This is a genomic window from Deltaproteobacteria bacterium (assembly GCA_016218975.1).
GTDB lineage: Bacteria > Desulfobacterota > Deferrimicrobia > Deferrimicrobiales > Deferrimicrobiaceae > JAENIX01.
This window is the reverse complement of record JACRCO010000096.1, coordinates 1-16,190: the sequence shown is the minus strand read 5'-3', so window position 1 is coordinate 16,190 and position 16,190 is coordinate 1. Positions and strand designations below refer to the sequence as shown.

Annotated in this window: 14 protein-coding genes and 1 pseudogene; 4 read left to right on the top strand and 11 right to left on the bottom strand. The window is 57.8% G+C overall.

Annotated elements, in window-relative coordinates; genetic code table 11:
- Nucleotides 1-215: 215 nt before the first annotated feature.
- From HY896_13560 to HY896_13535, 6 genes are all read right to left on the bottom strand, one after another.
- On the bottom strand, nucleotides 216-2,000 hold the full coding sequence (locus HY896_13560; GenBank protein MBI5577373.1) for an acyl-CoA dehydrogenase family protein: 1,785 nt from the start codon (nucleotides 1,998-2,000) through the stop codon (nucleotides 216-218).
- Between the two features lie 48 nt (nucleotides 2,001-2,048).
- Entirely contained in the window at nucleotides 2,049-3,221 is a 1,173-nt protein-coding gene (locus HY896_13555) for a thiolase family protein (GenBank protein ID MBI5577372.1), read from the bottom strand.
- Nucleotides 3,222-3,232: 11 nt separating this feature from the next.
- Nucleotides 3,233-5,620: an enoyl-CoA hydratase/isomerase family protein gene (locus HY896_13550; protein MBI5577371.1), complete on the bottom strand. Its 2,388-nt coding sequence runs from the start codon at nucleotides 5,618-5,620 to the stop codon at nucleotides 3,233-3,235.
- Nucleotides 5,621-5,760: 140 nt separating this feature from the next.
- Entirely contained in the window at nucleotides 5,761-6,294 is a 534-nt protein-coding gene (locus HY896_13545; GenBank protein MBI5577370.1) for a helix-turn-helix transcriptional regulator, read from the bottom strand.
- A 206-nt stretch (nucleotides 6,295-6,500) separates the two neighbouring features.
- Nucleotides 6,501-6,731: a hypothetical protein gene (locus HY896_13540; protein MBI5577369.1), complete on the bottom strand. Its 231-nt coding sequence runs from the start codon at nucleotides 6,729-6,731 to the stop codon at nucleotides 6,501-6,503.
- A gap of 627 nt (nucleotides 6,732-7,358) precedes the next feature.
- The gene (locus HY896_13535) at nucleotides 7,359-8,000 is read right to left on the bottom strand and encodes a TetR/AcrR family transcriptional regulator (protein MBI5577368.1); all 642 of its coding nucleotides are present in this window, start codon (nucleotides 7,998-8,000) and stop codon (nucleotides 7,359-7,361) included.
- A gap of 286 nt (nucleotides 8,001-8,286) precedes the next feature.
- Between HY896_13535 and HY896_13530 the strand changes: the two genes are divergently transcribed.
- Nucleotides 8,287-8,721: an OsmC family protein gene (locus tag HY896_13530; GenBank protein MBI5577367.1), complete on the top strand. Its 435-nt coding sequence runs from the start codon at nucleotides 8,287-8,289 to the stop codon at nucleotides 8,719-8,721.
- A 60-nt stretch (nucleotides 8,722-8,781) separates the two neighbouring features.
- Here the strand turns inward: HY896_13530 and HY896_13525 are convergent, their stop codons facing one another.
- Genes HY896_13525 through HY896_13515 form a run of 3 tightly spaced genes read right to left on the bottom strand, consistent with a single transcriptional unit; the run spans nucleotide 8,782 to nucleotide 10,296 of the window.
- Complete coding sequence (locus HY896_13525; GenBank protein MBI5577366.1) at nucleotides 8,782-9,375, bottom strand: DNA-3-methyladenine glycosylase I; 594 nt, start codon at nucleotides 9,373-9,375, stop codon at nucleotides 8,782-8,784.
- 10 nt (nucleotides 9,376-9,385) lie between these two features.
- Entirely contained in the window at nucleotides 9,386-9,862 is a 477-nt protein-coding gene (locus HY896_13520; GenBank protein MBI5577365.1) for an RES family NAD+ phosphorylase, read from the bottom strand.
- Complete coding sequence (locus tag HY896_13515; GenBank protein MBI5577364.1) at nucleotides 9,859-10,296, bottom strand: DUF2384 domain-containing protein; 438 nt, start codon at nucleotides 10,294-10,296, stop codon at nucleotides 9,859-9,861. The genes HY896_13520 and HY896_13515 overlap by 4 nt, the downstream gene beginning before the upstream one ends.
- A gap of 316 nt (nucleotides 10,297-10,612) precedes the next feature.
- Between HY896_13515 and HY896_13510 the strand changes: the two genes are divergently transcribed.
- A complete protein-coding gene (locus HY896_13510; protein MBI5577363.1) occupies nucleotides 10,613-10,876 on the top strand; it encodes a hypothetical protein in 264 nt (87 codons plus the stop codon).
- A 403-nt stretch (nucleotides 10,877-11,279) separates the two neighbouring features.
- Here HY896_13510 and HY896_13505 read toward each other — a convergent pair.
- A pseudogene (locus HY896_13505) lies at nucleotides 11,280-12,464 on the bottom strand (hypothetical protein).
- The gene (locus HY896_13500) at nucleotides 12,464-13,654 is read right to left on the bottom strand and encodes an ATP-binding protein (protein ID MBI5577362.1); all 1,191 of its coding nucleotides are present in this window, start codon (nucleotides 13,652-13,654) and stop codon (nucleotides 12,464-12,466) included. The pseudogene HY896_13505 and the gene HY896_13500 overlap by 1 nt, the downstream one beginning before the upstream one ends.
- Before the next feature lie 707 nt (nucleotides 13,655-14,361).
- Between HY896_13500 and HY896_13495 the strand changes: the two genes are divergently transcribed.
- Together HY896_13495 and HY896_13490 are read left to right on the top strand one after the other, a co-directional pair.
- The gene (locus HY896_13495; GenBank protein MBI5577361.1) at nucleotides 14,362-14,751 is read left to right on the top strand and encodes a nucleotidyl transferase AbiEii/AbiGii toxin family protein; all 390 of its coding nucleotides are present in this window, start codon (nucleotides 14,362-14,364) and stop codon (nucleotides 14,749-14,751) included.
- Nucleotides 14,752-14,893: 142 nt separating this feature from the next.
- Nucleotides 14,894-15,919 (top strand): helix-turn-helix transcriptional regulator, encoded by a 1,026-nt coding sequence (locus tag HY896_13490; protein MBI5577360.1) that lies wholly within the window; start codon nucleotides 14,894-14,896, stop codon nucleotides 15,917-15,919.
- Nucleotides 15,920-16,190: the final 271 nt, after the last annotated feature.

The window sequence follows — 16,190 nt, the reverse complement described above, 5'->3', positions numbered from 1 at the left end:
CATTATAAGCGAGCAATATCCGGGCCAATAAATCCGGATACACCCGGGTCCCCGTCGATATGCGGGTTATCAATTCGAAATGTAACGGTTTTTTACTGAATGGACGGGCTATTTAAGAGTTTAAAAAGGATTAACGGGGAGTAAGCTTTCCAATTATGAAAACATTGCGTTCCATCCATGAAACATAGCGAATCCGTGCATGCGCATGTTTCATTTTAATTCCGGAAAATATATTTTTCCTCCTCCAGTATCGCATCGGCCAATTGCCGTTTTGCTGCAAGAAGACCGGAGGCATCGTATCTCCCGTGTCCAAGTATACCATTCAAGATCCTGCCGACGTTCTCTCCTTCTTCGATGAAAAGTGTTGCCTTGCGGGCGGCCGCGGCGGTTTCCTCCCCCGTATTGAACGCAAGTATCTTCACTGCAGCGGCAAGGGCTTCGTTTCTGGTGAAGGACGGCATTCCGGAAATTTTCTCCGCCCGCAGAACGGCGCTCTCGAGGGCGAATATATTGATGGCGACATCCGCCATTGCCGACAGGACCTCCTGCTCGTCTTTTAACCGGTCTGCGAACTTCTCAACCGCCGCTCCCGCGATCGCCAGGAACAGATGCTTCAAATTCCGCAGCAGCTTTTTCTCGGCGGAATAAGGCAACGTGGAATCCCTCTCTCCGGCGTCGTACGATTCCAGCGCATCGAGAGCAAACTGCATTTCCCTCATGAACGGAATTTCTCCCTGGGCTGCACGCTTCAACAGCGTTCCGGCAATCAATATACGGTTGATCTCGTTGGTCCCCTCGAAGATCCGGTTTACGCGTTCGTCCCTGTAGTATCGTTCCGCGGCATACTCACGAAGGAATCCATAACCTCCGTGAATCTGCACCACTTCGTCGACTACGCGTGAGAGCATCTCGCTGCAGAACACTTTCGCGATCGCGCATTCCGTCGCGTATTCCTCGATCCCCTTCTGGAGCTCCTCGTAGGAGTCGCGGGTTCCTTTCGGAATGAATGCCAGCCTGTCGTCGATCATGCCGGAGAGACGGTAGACAAGGGACTCCGATGCGAAGATGACCGCGGCCATGTCGGCGATTTTCTCCTTGACGGCCCCGAAAGTGCGGATGGGAACTCCGAACTGCTTCCGCACGTTTGAGTATTTCACCGCTTCGATGAACGCGTGTTTGGCGTTGCCGGTAACCGCCGCCCCCAGCTTGAACCGGCCGACGTTCAGCACGTTGAAAGCGATTTTATGGCCCTTGCCGATTTCCCCCAGGACGTTTTCCACCGGAACGTGCACGTCTTCAAGTATCACCTGCGTCGTGGAAGATCCCTTGATCCCCATCTTGTTCTCTTCCGGACCGGGGTTGACCCCCGGAAACGTCCGCTCTACGAGGAATGCAGTGAACTTCTTCCTGTCGACTTTGGCGAACACGGTGTATAGGTCGGCGAAACCGCCATTGGTGATGAACTGCTTGGTCCCGTTCAAAACGTAATGTTTCCCGTCCGCAGAGAGGGTGGCCGACGTTTTCGCGCCGAGAGCGTCGCTCCCGGCATCCGGCTCAGTCAGGCAATAGGCGGACATCCATTCCCCTGTGATGAGCTTTTCGAGGTATTTCTCCTTCTGATCATCGGTCCCGTAATAGACGAGCGGCAGGATGCCGATGCCGTTCAGCACCATGTAAGAGACCATGAAACCGCCGTACCTGGAAACCTTCTCGGAAGCCAGCATGCTCGTCGCCTTGTTCAGATCGAGACCGCCGTACTCCACCGGAGCGTCGATCATAATCAGTCCGAGCTCGCCGCTTCTCCTGAGAAGCCTCACCATGAGTTCCAGGTCGTGATTCTCCAGCTTATCGACGTTGGGCATCACCTCATTGTCCACGAACTGTTCGATGGTATCGGCGAGCTGCCTCTGCTCGTCGTTGAAATCCTCCGGGGTGAATACGTCCTGACAGGACCCTTCGGCGATGAGGTATTCCCCTCCCTTATAAATCTTTCGGGCCAGCGTCATTGTCTGCACCTCGAAACGTATTTTCCCGGCATTGTACGGACCTTACATCCGTTCGAAGATACCCGCGGCGCCCATTCCGCCTCCGATGCACATGGAGACCATTCCGTACCGGGTACCGGTTCGCTTCATCTCGTGGAGCAGAGTCGCGGTCAGCTTCGTCCCGGTGCATCCGAGAGGATGTCCCAGAGCGATCGCGCCTCCGTTCACGTTCACCACGGCGGGATCCATCCCCAGCAGTTTCATGCAGGCGATGGCCTGCGACGCGAACGCTTCGTTCAGTTCGACGAGGCCGATCTCTTCCTGGCGAAGTCCCGCGGTTTTAAGGGCTGCCGGAATCGCTTCCGCCGGTCCGATACCCATGATTTCCGGAGGCACCCCACGGACCGCAAAACAGACGAAACGTGCAAGGGGAATGATTTCGTGACTTTTCAGGAATTCCTCCGACACTACAAGGACTGCCGCGGCGCCGTCGGTCGTCTGGGAGGTGTTTCCCGCAGTCACCGTGCCGCCGACCTTGAACGCCGGTTTCAGCTTGGCCAATCCTGTCGGCGTCGTATCCTTCCGGACGCCGTCGTCCCGATCCACGATCTCTTTCCCTTTTCGTATCTTCCCGTCCACAACCGCGCACGTTTCCACGTCCACGGGGATGATCTCTTCCCGGAATTTTCCTCCGTCGATGGCGGATGCCGCCTTTGCATGACTTGCACATGCAAAGAGATCCTGTTCCTCCCGGGTGATGCCGTACTTCCCGGCGACGATCTCCGCGGTGATTCCCATCGCCGCATGCGTTTCAGGCCAATTGGAGAATAGCGAAGGGTTGGCGCTGTATTTGTTTCCACCCAGAGGGACGCAGCTCATGCTCTCGGCTCCCCCCGCGACGATGCAGTGTGCCAATCCCGCCATGATCCGTTCGGCCGCCGTCGCGATGGTCTGCAAGCCCGAGGAGCAGAAGCGGTTGACGGTCTGCGCGGGAACCTGGTAAGGCACTCCCGCTTTCAGCGCGGCCATTCTGGCCATGTTGAATCCCTGTTCTCCTTCGGGGAAAGCGCAACCGATCAGGATGTCCTCTATCTCCATCGGGTCGATATCGGCCCGTTCCAGCAGTCCTTTCAAGGCAACCGCGGCCAGGTCGTCCGGCCGGACGTCCTTGAGCTTCCCCCTTTTTGCACGGCATGCAGGCGTTCGGTAGGCCGCAAGGATATAGGCGTTCTTCATCCGTCTCCCCCTCAGTTTCGCAGCGCTTTCCCTTTTTTCAGCATGTGCTCTATGCGCTCCAGCGTCTCCTTCCGTCCGCACAAGGCGACGAAGGCATCCCTTTCGAGGTCCAGCAGGTACTCTTCCGTGATCGGCGTACCGGCGGGCACGTCTCCTCCTGTGATAACGCCTGCGACGACTCCTCCGAGGTGCTCCTCGTATTCCGTGACGAACCCGCCCATCTTCATGTTCCAAAGTTGAGCCTTAAGGGTCGCTCCCACGCTCCGGCCCGGCGCCTTCAGGCCGGTCAGAGGCCGGGAAGGCCGATAGTTGCAGGAAAGGGCGAGGACTTTCCGTTTAGCGTCGGAGATCCGCCTGTCGAGGTTCATCGTAATCGCGTCCCCGTGGCGGAGAAATCCCATGGGGTATAGCTCCGCGGCCGAAGAACTGACCTTCGCCATCGCTATATTCATGAAATTCTTCGCGATGAAGGGGGAAACGTCGGTCTCGCCTTCTTCTGCCCGGCGGATCGCCCGGATCGCCATTTCCTTCGTCCCCCCGCCTGCGGGGAGCAGCCCTACGCCGATCTCGACCAGCCCCATGTACGTTTCCGCATGAGGGTTGATAGCGTCGGAGTGGAGGCATATTTCGCACCCTCCGCCGAGGGCGCTGCCATGGGGCGCCGCGACCACCGGAACGCCGGAGTACTTCAACTCCATGACGGTCGTCTGAAAATTTTTAACCATGCGGTCGATGCTTTTATAAGCGCCTTTCATGATCATTCCCGCCAGGTTCGCAAGGTCGGCCCCGGCTGAGAAGACACGCCCCTGGTTGGCGATCACCAGCCCTACGCCCTCCTCTTCGGCCCGGCGGATCGCCTTGCCGGTCATGGAAAGGATCCCGTCATCGATCGCGTTCATCCTGGTGTGGAATTCGAGGCAGAAGACGCCGTCCCCCAGATCGACGACGGATGCGCCCGGAATGCCATCGACCAGGCCGCCGCTCTTCTTGAGGATGGATAGGTTTACCGCGTCCTGAGGTCTCCGCACCTCCGCGTATCGTCCCCCGGCCAGATCCAGGCGGCATGCTTTCCCATGCCGTTCCTCGTAAAACCTTTCGACGCTTTTCAGTTTCCCGGGAACCTTGAATCCTTCGCGCTCCGTCCTCCGGACGAACTCGGATACCCCGATGGCGTCCAGCATCTCGAAAGGGCCAATATCCCAGTTGAAGCCCCATTTCATCGCATCGTCGACGCTGGCGATGTCGTCGGCGATCTCGGGAATCCGGCGGAAGGCGTAGATCAACGTGTCGCGGAGGGTCCTCCAGGCAAACTCCGCTCCCTTGTCGCGACCGGCGACTACCGCCGCCAGTCTCTTCGCCGGATCGCCGCAGGCCTTTGCGGCGCCCACAGAGGGAAAGGTCGGGCGGCGGCACTCGTCGTATTTGCCCGAGATGTAATCGTAATAATGTTTCGAGTCCCCCTTTTCCCCCTTCACCTTCTTGTAAAACCCCTGCTTGCTCTTGTTCCCGAGAAGCCCCTTATTCGCCATTTCCTGGAGAAAAAAGGGGATCCGGAAAACGTCCCGTTCCTCGTCTTCGGAGAGGAGAGAAAAGGAGTTGTTACCCACGTGGATCAGGGTATCGATTCCCACAAGGTCGGCGGTGCCGAATATGCCGCTCCCTGGACGGGCGGTGGCCGATCCGGCAACGGCATCAACCTCCTCGACGGTCATGCCCATGTCCACCATGTGGCGCATGGCGTTATACATGGAGTACACGCCGATCCGGTTCGCGATGAAGTTCGGGGTGTCCTTTGCCTGGACAACGCCCTTGCCGAGGCGCCGTTCGATGAAGTCGGCCATGAAGGCAGCCACGCCCGGTTCCGTATGACGAGTCGAGACGATTTCCACGAGACGCATGAAACGGGGAGGATTGAAGAAATGAGTAACCAGGAAATTCTTTCGTATCGGCGCCGGAAGGATCTCCGCCATCTCGTTGGCGGAAAGGCCGCTTGTATTCGTGGACAGGATGGCCCCATCCCTTAAGTGGGGAACCACCGTGCCGGCGAGGAGCCGCTTCTTGATATCCATGTTTTCTATTACGGCCTCGATCACCCAATCGCATTCGGCGAGCCTTCTTGCGTCGTCCTCGAAATTCCCCGTTTCGATATACGAAACATATTCGGGCCGGTAAAACGGCGACGGCCTCATCTTTCTCAATCCCTCGAGTCCGGCCGCCGCAATTCTGTTTCGGACCTTCGGATCAGTAAGGGCGAGCCCTCCGGACTTCTCGGACTCAGTGAGATTTTCGGGAACCAAATCAAGCAACAGGACGGGGAATCCTGCGTTCGCCAAATGGGCCGCGATCGTAGCCCCCATTACTCCGGAGCCCAATACAGCGGCTTTTCCGATCCGGTTCATAGCTCCTCCAAGATCGTTGTCTTCAATACTGCCGGGAATCCGTTCTTTCCGCCGAGTTCGTCCCGGCGGTTCCCGAAAACATAGTAGATAGTATGCGCTATGTCAAGGGGCGATATTTCCCCCTGCAACGAGGGCGCCGCTCACCATTTTTTCGGTAAATTGATCATGCCCAGGAATGCGTCCGCCATTTTATCTATGGGGACTTTCTTCTCCCGCAGCAGACCCTGGATCGCGATCCCCTGCACCGCGCCGAAGAAGGCAATGGCAGCCGCGCGCGGATTACGGATCGCCGGGTGGTTCGCCAAAACGTTTTCGAACGTGTCGACGAATATGTCACAGGCTTGACGGATCTTGGCCAGGGAAGGATCGTCCGTTCCTGCGAACTCGGTAGTGAGGGCCGCCAGGCAGGTGGTCGCTTCGGGATTCCTGTTGAAATGTTCGACCATGAGGTCGACCACCTCACGGACCGTTTCCGCAGAGCGCCCTTTCTTCTTCAACAAGGAACGGTAGCTTTCGATCCCTCGAGCCCGCCCGTCCACCACGGCGTCGAGCAGGGCTCTCTTGTTGGGGAAATGGTGAAAAAGCGCCCCTTGCGTCATCCCGATCGCCTTTGCGATGTCGGCGACCGTTGTTTTATGAAAGCCTTGTCGGGCGAACAGCTTCGTTGCTTCCATGATGATCATCCGTCTCGTTGCCTGGGCTTTGGCATCGTAGGAGGATTTACGGCTTCGGTTGCGCAAAAAATTGCCCCCTCACATGGACCGACAGCGATCCCATCGTTGGGTAAGGGTATATTAAAGTTTCGTATTTAGACAAGTGCCGCAAAGGAATGGTGCCGCAAAGGAATAGGATCCGGCACTTTAGAGACAGCTTTCCCGTTCTACGCCGCCCTGTTTCGCGCCGACTCGCCCCCGCCCCCTTCGTCGCCCCACAGGTCCTCGCCCTCCGCTTTTACGCCCTCGGGGCGGGCGAGGACTTGCCCGGATCCTTTTCCGCCCATGCCGGGGTAACGCTTGTGCAGCAGCCACGCTCCGACCGCCGCCCCCGCGAAAAGCACGATACTCAAGGATATGAGCAGAAACAATATTCCCAATCCGGTCTCGTCGCTCATGCGATCCTCCTGTGACACCGCGCCCGGTCATGTTCGGGTGCTCTTTTTTGATGCCGTGGGCGAGCCGGACAATTCGGCGGGTCAACAACATGCCCGCCGGCGAAACAGGGGGGTTTCCATTGCTACCTTCCCGGTCGTCGTCATGCCATCCTCTTCCCGCTCGATCTCATCGAACCGGACCCTGAGACCCGGATTCGCGAGGTAAGTGTCCATACGTTCTTCAGCGCATCCTTGACGGTAGGCTCTCAATATTTCTTCATATAGTGGCATGACACAACCTCCCTATCCCCAAGGGGGAGCCTGATGCCGCGGTTCCCTTTCGTCTGACCACGCGGCTGCGTGCGTTTCGCACGGAACCCCACCGCCACCCCCGTATTGTCCGGCCGTGGACCGTGACCTCGAAGGGGTCTCCCTGTTGTAGCCGCCACTGCTCCTCCACCGAAGGTGCTTACGAACCTGGAGTGAAGAAGAGCTTTTCGACGAACCTTCCTGCCAGCCGGGGAGAGGCGAACGACAGTGCCTGGAAGACATGTCGTATCGCCCATTCGCGAACTATTAGAGAACGAACGTTCGTGCTATGTCGGTAGGAGACTCTTTCCCGGTTCGCCATATATCCTCCTGGAACAGTTAACGGGTTTTGGTCGTGCCCGCCGATCCTCGCCGTCCGGATTTTCCCGCGGAGGCGGTTCGCCGGTAGGATTTCAACAAGCGATCCAATGCAGCCTGACGTCTTTCTTCCGTCTCTTCACTGCCAAGCAACGTGCGGTAGAGGTGGAATCCCAGAAGCAAGGAGTAGAGATCGAACGCGAACTGGTCGCAGTCGATGTCATTCCGGAAATAGGCGGTATCCGCGGCCGACTTCGCGACGCGGCGCAGGCACTCGAGCCACGACTCCTGCTGGGAAAGCAGGAAATCCCTGACCTTCCCCGGACGATCCTTGAAGTCGGTGCTCGCAGTGACGAAGATGCACCCGCCGCCAAGACTTAGCGAATAGCGCACCCAGTTTCCGACCAGCGCCCGTATTCGGGGCTCGCCGGATTCGAGGCGAAGCGCGGGGACGACCACATCATGCGAGAACATCTCTCCGGCATACCGCAAAAGTTCGATCTGTAGGTTTTCCTTCGACTTGAAATGCGCGAAAAGGCCGCTCTTCGACATCCCGGTCGCTTTCGCCAATGTGCCTATGGTCACGGACTCGAGCCCAAGACGGCTGGCCAGGTCGAGCGCCGTTCCCAGGATGGTTAGTTTGGTTTCCGTCCCTTTGGTCATTCGCAATTTAATAGCACGATCGTTCGTGCCTGTCAATGAAGTCTTTGGTCTTACCCTATACACGCTCCCGGCACTCGAAGGAAATTACCGCCCATGTATGACCGCATATCCGTTTCGGAAAGACCGGCCTCCTTCATCTCCTCGACCAGCAAGACCAGGTTACGTACATCGTCGTATCCGCTTATCATGTCCGGCAGGTTGCCGCCGCCGTCCGTGCCTTTTTCACATCCGGAGTTGCAAGCGTTGAAATAGAATAATTGTCAAGAACCGCATCAGGGAGGGAAAGGTGACGATCGGCGCCAGGAGCTACAAGTATTGGACATCCGTCCGATGGACGGGAGAGAAGAAAGCAGAGCTGACCTCAGCCGGGAAGGCTTCCATCGAGGCCGGCACCCCGCCCGAGTTCAAGGGGCACGAGGGGATCTGGTCCCCCGAGGACCTTTTCGTCGCCTCCGTAAACGTTTGCATCATGTCCACGTTCCTGGCGTTTGCAGGCCGCGCCGGGCTCGCTTTCGATAAATACGAAAGCGATGCGGAAGGACTCCTCGAATTCGTGGACAATCGTTTCGTGTTCACGAAAATGGTCGTGCGCCCGCGGATCGCGCTTCGATCGGCCGAGGACAGGGCGAAGGCGGAGGAGATACTCCACAAATCCGAGCGGAATTGCCTTATCTCTAACTCCATCCGGACGGAAGTGACGCTCGAACCCGCGTTCATTTAATGACTTGAACACCGTGCTGCGTCGCTTGAAGCATGGTCGGCCATGAGCGGTTCCGCAGGGTTATCTGCGGTTACCGGAGCAAAGTTGCTTCCAGCGGAAACAATCCACGGTGTGATCGTTGACCATTCCCACCGCCTGCATGTGAGCGTAGCAGATGGTGGTTCCGACGAAGCGAAATCCTCGCTTCTTCAGGTCGCGGCTCATGGCATCGGAAACCGGGGTGCTGGCCGGAATCTCCTGGATGCGCTTCCACGCGTTCCGGATCGGCCGGCCATCCACGAAACGCCACTGGTAGGCGTCGAAGGAGCCGAACTCATCCCGGATCTTCAGGAACGCACGCGCATTGGTGACGGCGGACTCTAACTTCAGGCGATTGCGTACGATGCGATCGTTGGCCAGGAGTTCCGCTACCTTCGCGCCGTCGAACCGTGCCACAGCCTCGGGGTCGAATCCGTCGAATGCCTCCCGGTAAGCCTGCCGTTTGCGAAGGATTGTGATCCATGAGAGACCTGCCTGGGCGCCTTCCAGCGTCAGGAACTCGAACAGGAGCCGGTCGTCGTGGACCGGCACTCCCCATTCATGGTCGTGATAGGCAACATAAAGCGGGTCGCTTCCCGGCCAGGCGCATCGCTTCCGTGTTGGTTCGCGGTCCAAATATTCCTCCTCATCGTTTACCGGGCAAAAGCCTCCCGTCGAACCTGAATATATCCGGTTTGCCGATAACGAGCTTCCGAAAGTCGGGATGCGCGGGATTGAGAAGGTAGTTCCGCTCCATCGGGACGACGACGGAAGGAACCGCCAGCACTGCCGTGCGTTTTGATACGACCCAGGCATCCCCGAGCGTCTGGCACCTGCGCGGATACGGTGCGCTACCGCGCCAATGCATTGGCAGCGTGGAGATATCGATCGTCTCGATTCGAACGGATTCGGGAATGTCGGCGGGGATTGCCACGTAGCCCGTGGGCATATCCTCCACGTCCGCATGCACCAGCAGCTCCAGGGCAGCCAAAGATACGGTCGACGCGGTGTATACGATCGGCGTACCTTCCGAGTTCCACCGGCCGGCTTGCCTGCGAGCCCCCTCCCCGTCGAACGCAGTTGCCGAAAAGCGTGACTTTACAAGCCGCCAGACCCGTGTCAACCGAAGATTCCGTGCTCAAGACGTCCCAGGACGCGCTCTACTTCCAAGGCACCGATGTCGGTATCCATGACCCTCAGGGGGACCCGTCCGCCGAGTGAACGATTCGGCTTATGCAGCCAACGCCGCGCCTTCTCCTCGTCCTCAAGCACGTCCAGCGCCCTTGCGAAGATGCGCGCCAGGCGCGCCAGGCGATCGGATTCAGCTGCGTTCAGCCGCTGATGCCGGGCTTTCCGCCGAGCCATTGTTCGGGACGAGGAGGCGACCAGATCGATGGCCTCGGCGGCGCTCAGGGCGATCTTCTCGCACACCCGTTCGAAGGAGGAAAACGGAAGCCCGTGCTTTACGGCTTCATCGAGATCGAACGGAGATTGGATCTTTCTTCCCAGAACCCGGTCTCCTCCCAAAACCTCGCAAATTCGAAGTATGGCCTCCATGTGTTCCCTCCCGATGCGGTCAACACGTGCAATTATTGCCACATGGCGACATCGTACTGCCTTATGGCAGGCATGTCAAGCGGATGGGATACTGTTACTAACCGGGAAAGATACGGAAAGTCGCTATGTATACAGGTGGGGTTCTCTTGCCCTATTGATATCAAAACCCGGTTACGACATGCCGGTTCTCCGTGTTATATATCTTCCGGCATCCGTGGCATTGCATCGCGAAGGCCGGGGGATGCCACGCGATTGCCATGGTCGTCTGAACACGTAAGGCATCAATCGCGGGCCGGCGATCGTTCGGGAGGAGCGGGTGTCTGATAAGAGTAAATCGGTCGACGAACGGGTCCCGCACATCGCGGCGCAGCTGGTGGAGCGGGACATCTGCCTGCTCTACCACCAGCTCGCGAATGCCCGGCCGTTTCTCGGGGCGCCCGCGGCCTACAGCGACTGCAAGGAAAGCCTGGCCGAAGCCATCGTCCTGGCCCGCAAAACGGGGCTGGACGAGAAGGTGCGGGAACTGGAGACGAAGCTGGCGCACTACAAAACCGTCTACCGAAGCCAGTTCTCCTCCTGATGGCGGGCGGCCCTCTCCGAACAGCCCATAACGGGTTGCAATCAAGATAATCCCGAAATTCCGTATTCTCAGCAACACCGATGCGGATATAAGCTAAGGATTGTGGGTGGAGGCGGTCGCAAAGCATTCGAACCGAGGGGGAGGTGCCCTTTGAGGCAATGCTTATGGAACCTGCAGACGTGCCAACCTATATCACGATAGCCCCAAAGGCCTTACATTTCGAAGAGTTAAATATGAACCCCAACCGAATTGCAGCAGCACTTAATGTCGACCGAACGACGGTCTTACGGGCTCTGCGCTGGGTCAAGAGCATACCGGTTTAAGCCACAGGGCCGTTCCGGGATGCCTGATCCTTCCCTAAAAAGCGGTACAGGGTTCCCTCTCCCGGCCGACGCCCTTCATCCGCGATCATCGCGCGGATGCGGTCCTGCACCTCTCCCACCCGGCCTGAATTCCGGGCCGCCTCGATCGTGAATCGAGCTGCGGTAACCACATCTAAGCCGGTCAACTCGTACCCGTAACCGGCGGAAATCCATCGAAGGGCGGCAAGCCCGACCCCCACGGCGAAATCCGGGTCGGACTTGCCATGGTCCCGAACAGCGCGCGTTAGCGTCTTCGGATCGCAAGGAGAAGACTCGGCCAGCCTCAACGCGGTGTCCAGGAATGCGGCTTCCCGCGCCGCGGCGAACCACTTCCCTTCCGCGCCCGGCGTACTCGCGATCAGGTCGTCCAAAATCTGCCGGGGATCCTTGTGGGGATACCGCTTCGCAATCGCACGAAAAGTCGCCAGGTATGTCTGACGTTGACCTGTTGCCAAACCGTACCGCTCGTATGCCTCAACTACCATACCGGAGGAAAGGAGGACCTCCTCGCAGAAACTGGAGATCGCGGCATCGGGGGCGTTGAGGCCACGGCACGCTTCGGCATAGCGGACGGCTTCGGCCTTCCGCCCCATCGCCACCAGCGCCTTCGCGCCAAAGGCTCGGTAATACCACCACCGAAGCCGGTCGAGGTCCAGGAGTTCCAGTAACTCCTCGTGGCGGCCGGCAAAGAGGAGCACGCTCAGAACAGCCGTGGTCCCGTGGAAATGGACGCCCGGCGACGAACCCTGCCCAAAAACCTTCTTGACGAACGGGAGCAACTCGTCGGCCCACTTCGAGGCGATTTCCCTTGAGGCGCACAGTTCCCCCCAGTGATCCGTGAGGGATTCGATGTAGGGGATCTGGTCGTCCTCATGCGCTTTCCACAGACGGTCCATCCATGCATTGCGGCCTTTTTCGTCGACCGGAGCAGAGGAGACGATCGGCACCAGATCCAATATCGCGCCGTAGACGGAGTTGCCGATGGCGCCGGAGGAGCTATCTATCTGTTCGAGCGCCCCTGAGACGCGCTCAAGGAATCGGACCGCCCCCTCCCCCGCGAGGGCAGGATCTTTCCTTGCAACCTTACGAATCTCGGCAACTGCCTGCCGGACCCGCTGACAGGCAAGCGCCGAACCGCGCCATCCGAAGGCGCCGCGTCGGAACCGGGGGATAAACTCCCACCGGAAAGCACGTGCCGATTTCGAAGCCGTATTTCGCGACTCCATCATGCGCGAGATTCAAACTCTGGAATTGCCCGAAGCATGAACTCGTCGAACAACGGGACGGTAAAGTCCATGTTGCCGTGGGAAGGACTGTAGATCATTCCCTTGCTGATCAACTTGGCGCGGACGGGGCCAAGACTCCCGATTTGCACTCCAAGGACATCGGCAATGTCACCGCTCCGACGTGCACCGAGGCCGAGATATGCCATCGCCCGCAAGTACTGCTTCTCGCGTGGCGTCAGTCGATCAAACCGGACACGGAAGAAGTTTTCGTCAAGACGGCGAATGACCGTCTCCGTAGCCACTGTAACCACTTGAAGCGTAATTGGCGAGGCTGTGGCTTGATTCCATGCCTGGTATCCCCATTCCTGAAGAAAGTAAGGGTATCCTTGGGTCAGGCGATAAATCTCCGCCAATGCTGCTGCTTCGAACTCCACTCCGGCTTTTTTGACCGGATCCTGAAGAGCCTTGAACGCTTCGGTTTCCGTAAGGGGTCCGATAACAGGGAAATTGAACAGGCGCTCCGCGTAGGACTTCGATTCACCTGCAAGCGCAGGCAAAATTGGAAGGCCGGCACCAATCAATACCATGGGAAGCTGGCGCTGCTGCATCTTGTGCAAAGCCATAATAAGTGCGCTCAGTTCTTCTTTTTTCAGGTATTGGATTTCGTCGACCAGGATGACCACAGGAGCCTGGCGTTCTTCGGCAGCTTCTCCCACCGCCACGAAGAGGTTGGGCAAATCGACCTCAATGTCCCCGCTATCCGCCGCTCCCAATTCGGGTTCGATGTCCAGCCCAAACTCGACGTCACCAACCTTCACTTTGATGGCGCCGATGAAGCCTTTCAAGGTAGCCAAGCCACGACGGACCTTGTCGCCCATGCCGGCAAGGCGATCCAATTCGAATAGAAGACGACGCAGTTGCGAAGCGAGAAGGATGGATAACGGTTTTTCCTCGTGAGCCTCGATCAGGATCGTTCGGTAGCCATTGCCCCGAGCCAGTCGCTCCATCTCGTTGAGAAGCACAGTCTTGCCGACACCACGCAACCCCGTTAACAAAAAACTCTTCTCAGGGCGCTTCAGGCGAGTACGCCCCAATAAAACCCGCGTCCGCTCCAGAATGTCATCGCGACCTACGAGTTCCGGTGGTGGGGATCCGGCACCAGGCGAAAAAGGGTTGGCGATCTTGTCCAAGGCTTCGCCTCCAATTATACCGACTTATTCATACGTATACACAAGTATACGCTATTCTGTGAATAACTAGATATAAATCGGGTTCAAATTCAGATAGACGCCACGGTCAGGGGCAAGATGCTGGTCGTGGTTCGAATGCTTTTCATGGTGGACACGGTCGCAAAGAATTCGAACCGAGGGGGAGGTGCCGTTCGAGATAGCTCTGAAAGAACTTACCGAGCCTCCGTCCTACCTGAAAATCTCCGAGGATACCAAACGCCTGCACCAATTAGGGATAAACCTTAATCGCATCGCTGTGCTACTGAAGGCAGATCGGACCACGGTGGTGCGGGCGCTTCGCCCAATCGAAGGCAAACCCATGGTCCCCAAGCGGGAGACTCAATAACACTTGGCGCGCCAGACGCCATCAGATCATCGCTTCGAGTCCCTTCCGGTCGAGGAGGTGGGGAAGCTTTAGCGAGGGTCCGCTCGGAACCGGCGAATCCGGCCGAGCATAGAATATCAACTGAGAACAGTCGGGTGAAACGAGGCGCAACTTGAGTCGCCCATTAGGGGACTATTGGCCAGTCATTTATAGTTCGTAATATACGTACTATAACTATCTATTATGATTGCCACAAGACATAGCGTCATTTATAATGCGTATTATGCGTACCACAAATGACAAACAAGGTTTTCTTGAAAGCTTCGGGGAAGCGCTACTCCTCTTGAACGGACGTCTGGCCCTGGCCGGTGCGCCCCGCTTCAACCTGGTCGTGTGCGGCGGCACGGCGTTGATCGCGACGAACCTTATCGCCCGGACGACAAAGGATGTCGATATCATCGCGCTGATGGACGATGATGGGGCGCTGCTCGATCCTGATCCGCTTCCGCAATCGCTGGTCGATGCCGGCGGCATAGTCGCCGATGATTTGGGCATGCCGAAGGACTGGCTCAACAACGGTCCGAGTCATGGTGAAGGTGGCCTGTTCCGCATGGGGTTGCCGGAAGGTCTCGCGAAACGTCTGACTTGGAAACCCTTCGGTGATCATTTGTCGATAGGGTTCATCGACCGGATCGACCAGATCTATTTCAAACTCTATGCGGCAGTCGACTAGCGTGGCGGTTATCATGCCGACGACCTCCAACTCTTGAAGCCTACCGATGAGGAATTTCTGGAGGCCGCACGGTGGGCGCGAACGCACGATCCCTCCGAAGGATACCTGCGGGGTCTGGAGTGGTTCCTCAGGGAGTTTGGCTATGAACATCTCGTTGGTCGACTTTAAGTCGCTCGTTCTCGATCGCCTGCTCGCGCTGCTGTGGCGACAATGGTCTGCCCTTGGTGTTCCAGGGCACGGCTCGGTCGAAGAACGTCGGGTAATCGATCCGGAGCCGCTTCTCCTGCTGTCGCTGACGGTGGGGCGTTACGACGCGCGGCTGTTTGATGAAATCCTCGACTGGCTGGTGGTCAACGGGGATTTCCTGAACGTCCAGCGGCTCAAGGCCTTGGAGAGACGGTTCGATTTTCAGTGCAAGGCGCAATTGAGTGCCGTCTCCGAACTGCTCGGGAACAAGTCGAACAATCCCCTCAAGTGGGGGCGCCTGTCCGTGGCATATTCCCTGGAGAAACCGGAACCGCTGTTCTTCATGAAGAACGGCAAACCGCTGCCCGTGCCTGATGAGCATGCACCGGAGTTCAGCGCCCACGGATTCATGCGAGGCCCGATCACGCTGCGGGGACATGCCCAGCCCTTTCCCGCGAAGGGAATGCCTTCGCTCTTACTGCGCTTGAGAGCTTTGCTGGGCGTCAACGCCCGATGCGAATTGCTTTGCCTGCTCGGCGCGGCGCCCGAGATGCATCCTTCCGAGATCGCGCGGCAGACTGGCTATTTCCCGCGTACCGTTCAGAATGCGCTCGCCGAGATGGCGCGCTCCGGCGTTGTCCAGGTGCGCAGCTCCAATCGGGAAAAATTGTACCGGCTTCAATCCGGGGTGCTCGATCCGTTGTTGAAGCCCGAGGGCATACCCATTCAGTGGATCAGCTGGGCTCAGGGATTCAGAGCTTTGGAGATGCTTTGGCTTGGAGTGATCGATCCGAAGCGGCAAGATATGGATCCGCTTCTGTTGGCGTCGGAATTGCGACGACTCTCCAAGGATATGCGGCCACTGCTCGCCCAAGCGGGATTGGGTTCGCAACTGAATGACGACAGCCTCTACCACGGCGCGGAATATTCTGCCGTTTTCATGAGGGATGTAAAGATCATCCTGCAGGAATATGGCCAATAAGTAGAGAACAACGACGGTTCGAATTCTTCGCGATGGCTTGCCGGCCGTAGCTCAATGGCATACGGCTTTTCGTGATGCTTTTGAGCGAAGGATGGTGGACACGGTCGCAAAGCATTCGAACCGAGGGGGAAGTGCCGTTCGAGGTCGCCATAGTCGACCCTCCGGAAGTTCCAACCTATATTGGGATAGCCGAAAAAGCCTTGCAACTGAAAGAGTTGAACATGAACCCCAACCAAATAGCCGTAGCACTAAATGTCGACCGAACGACGGT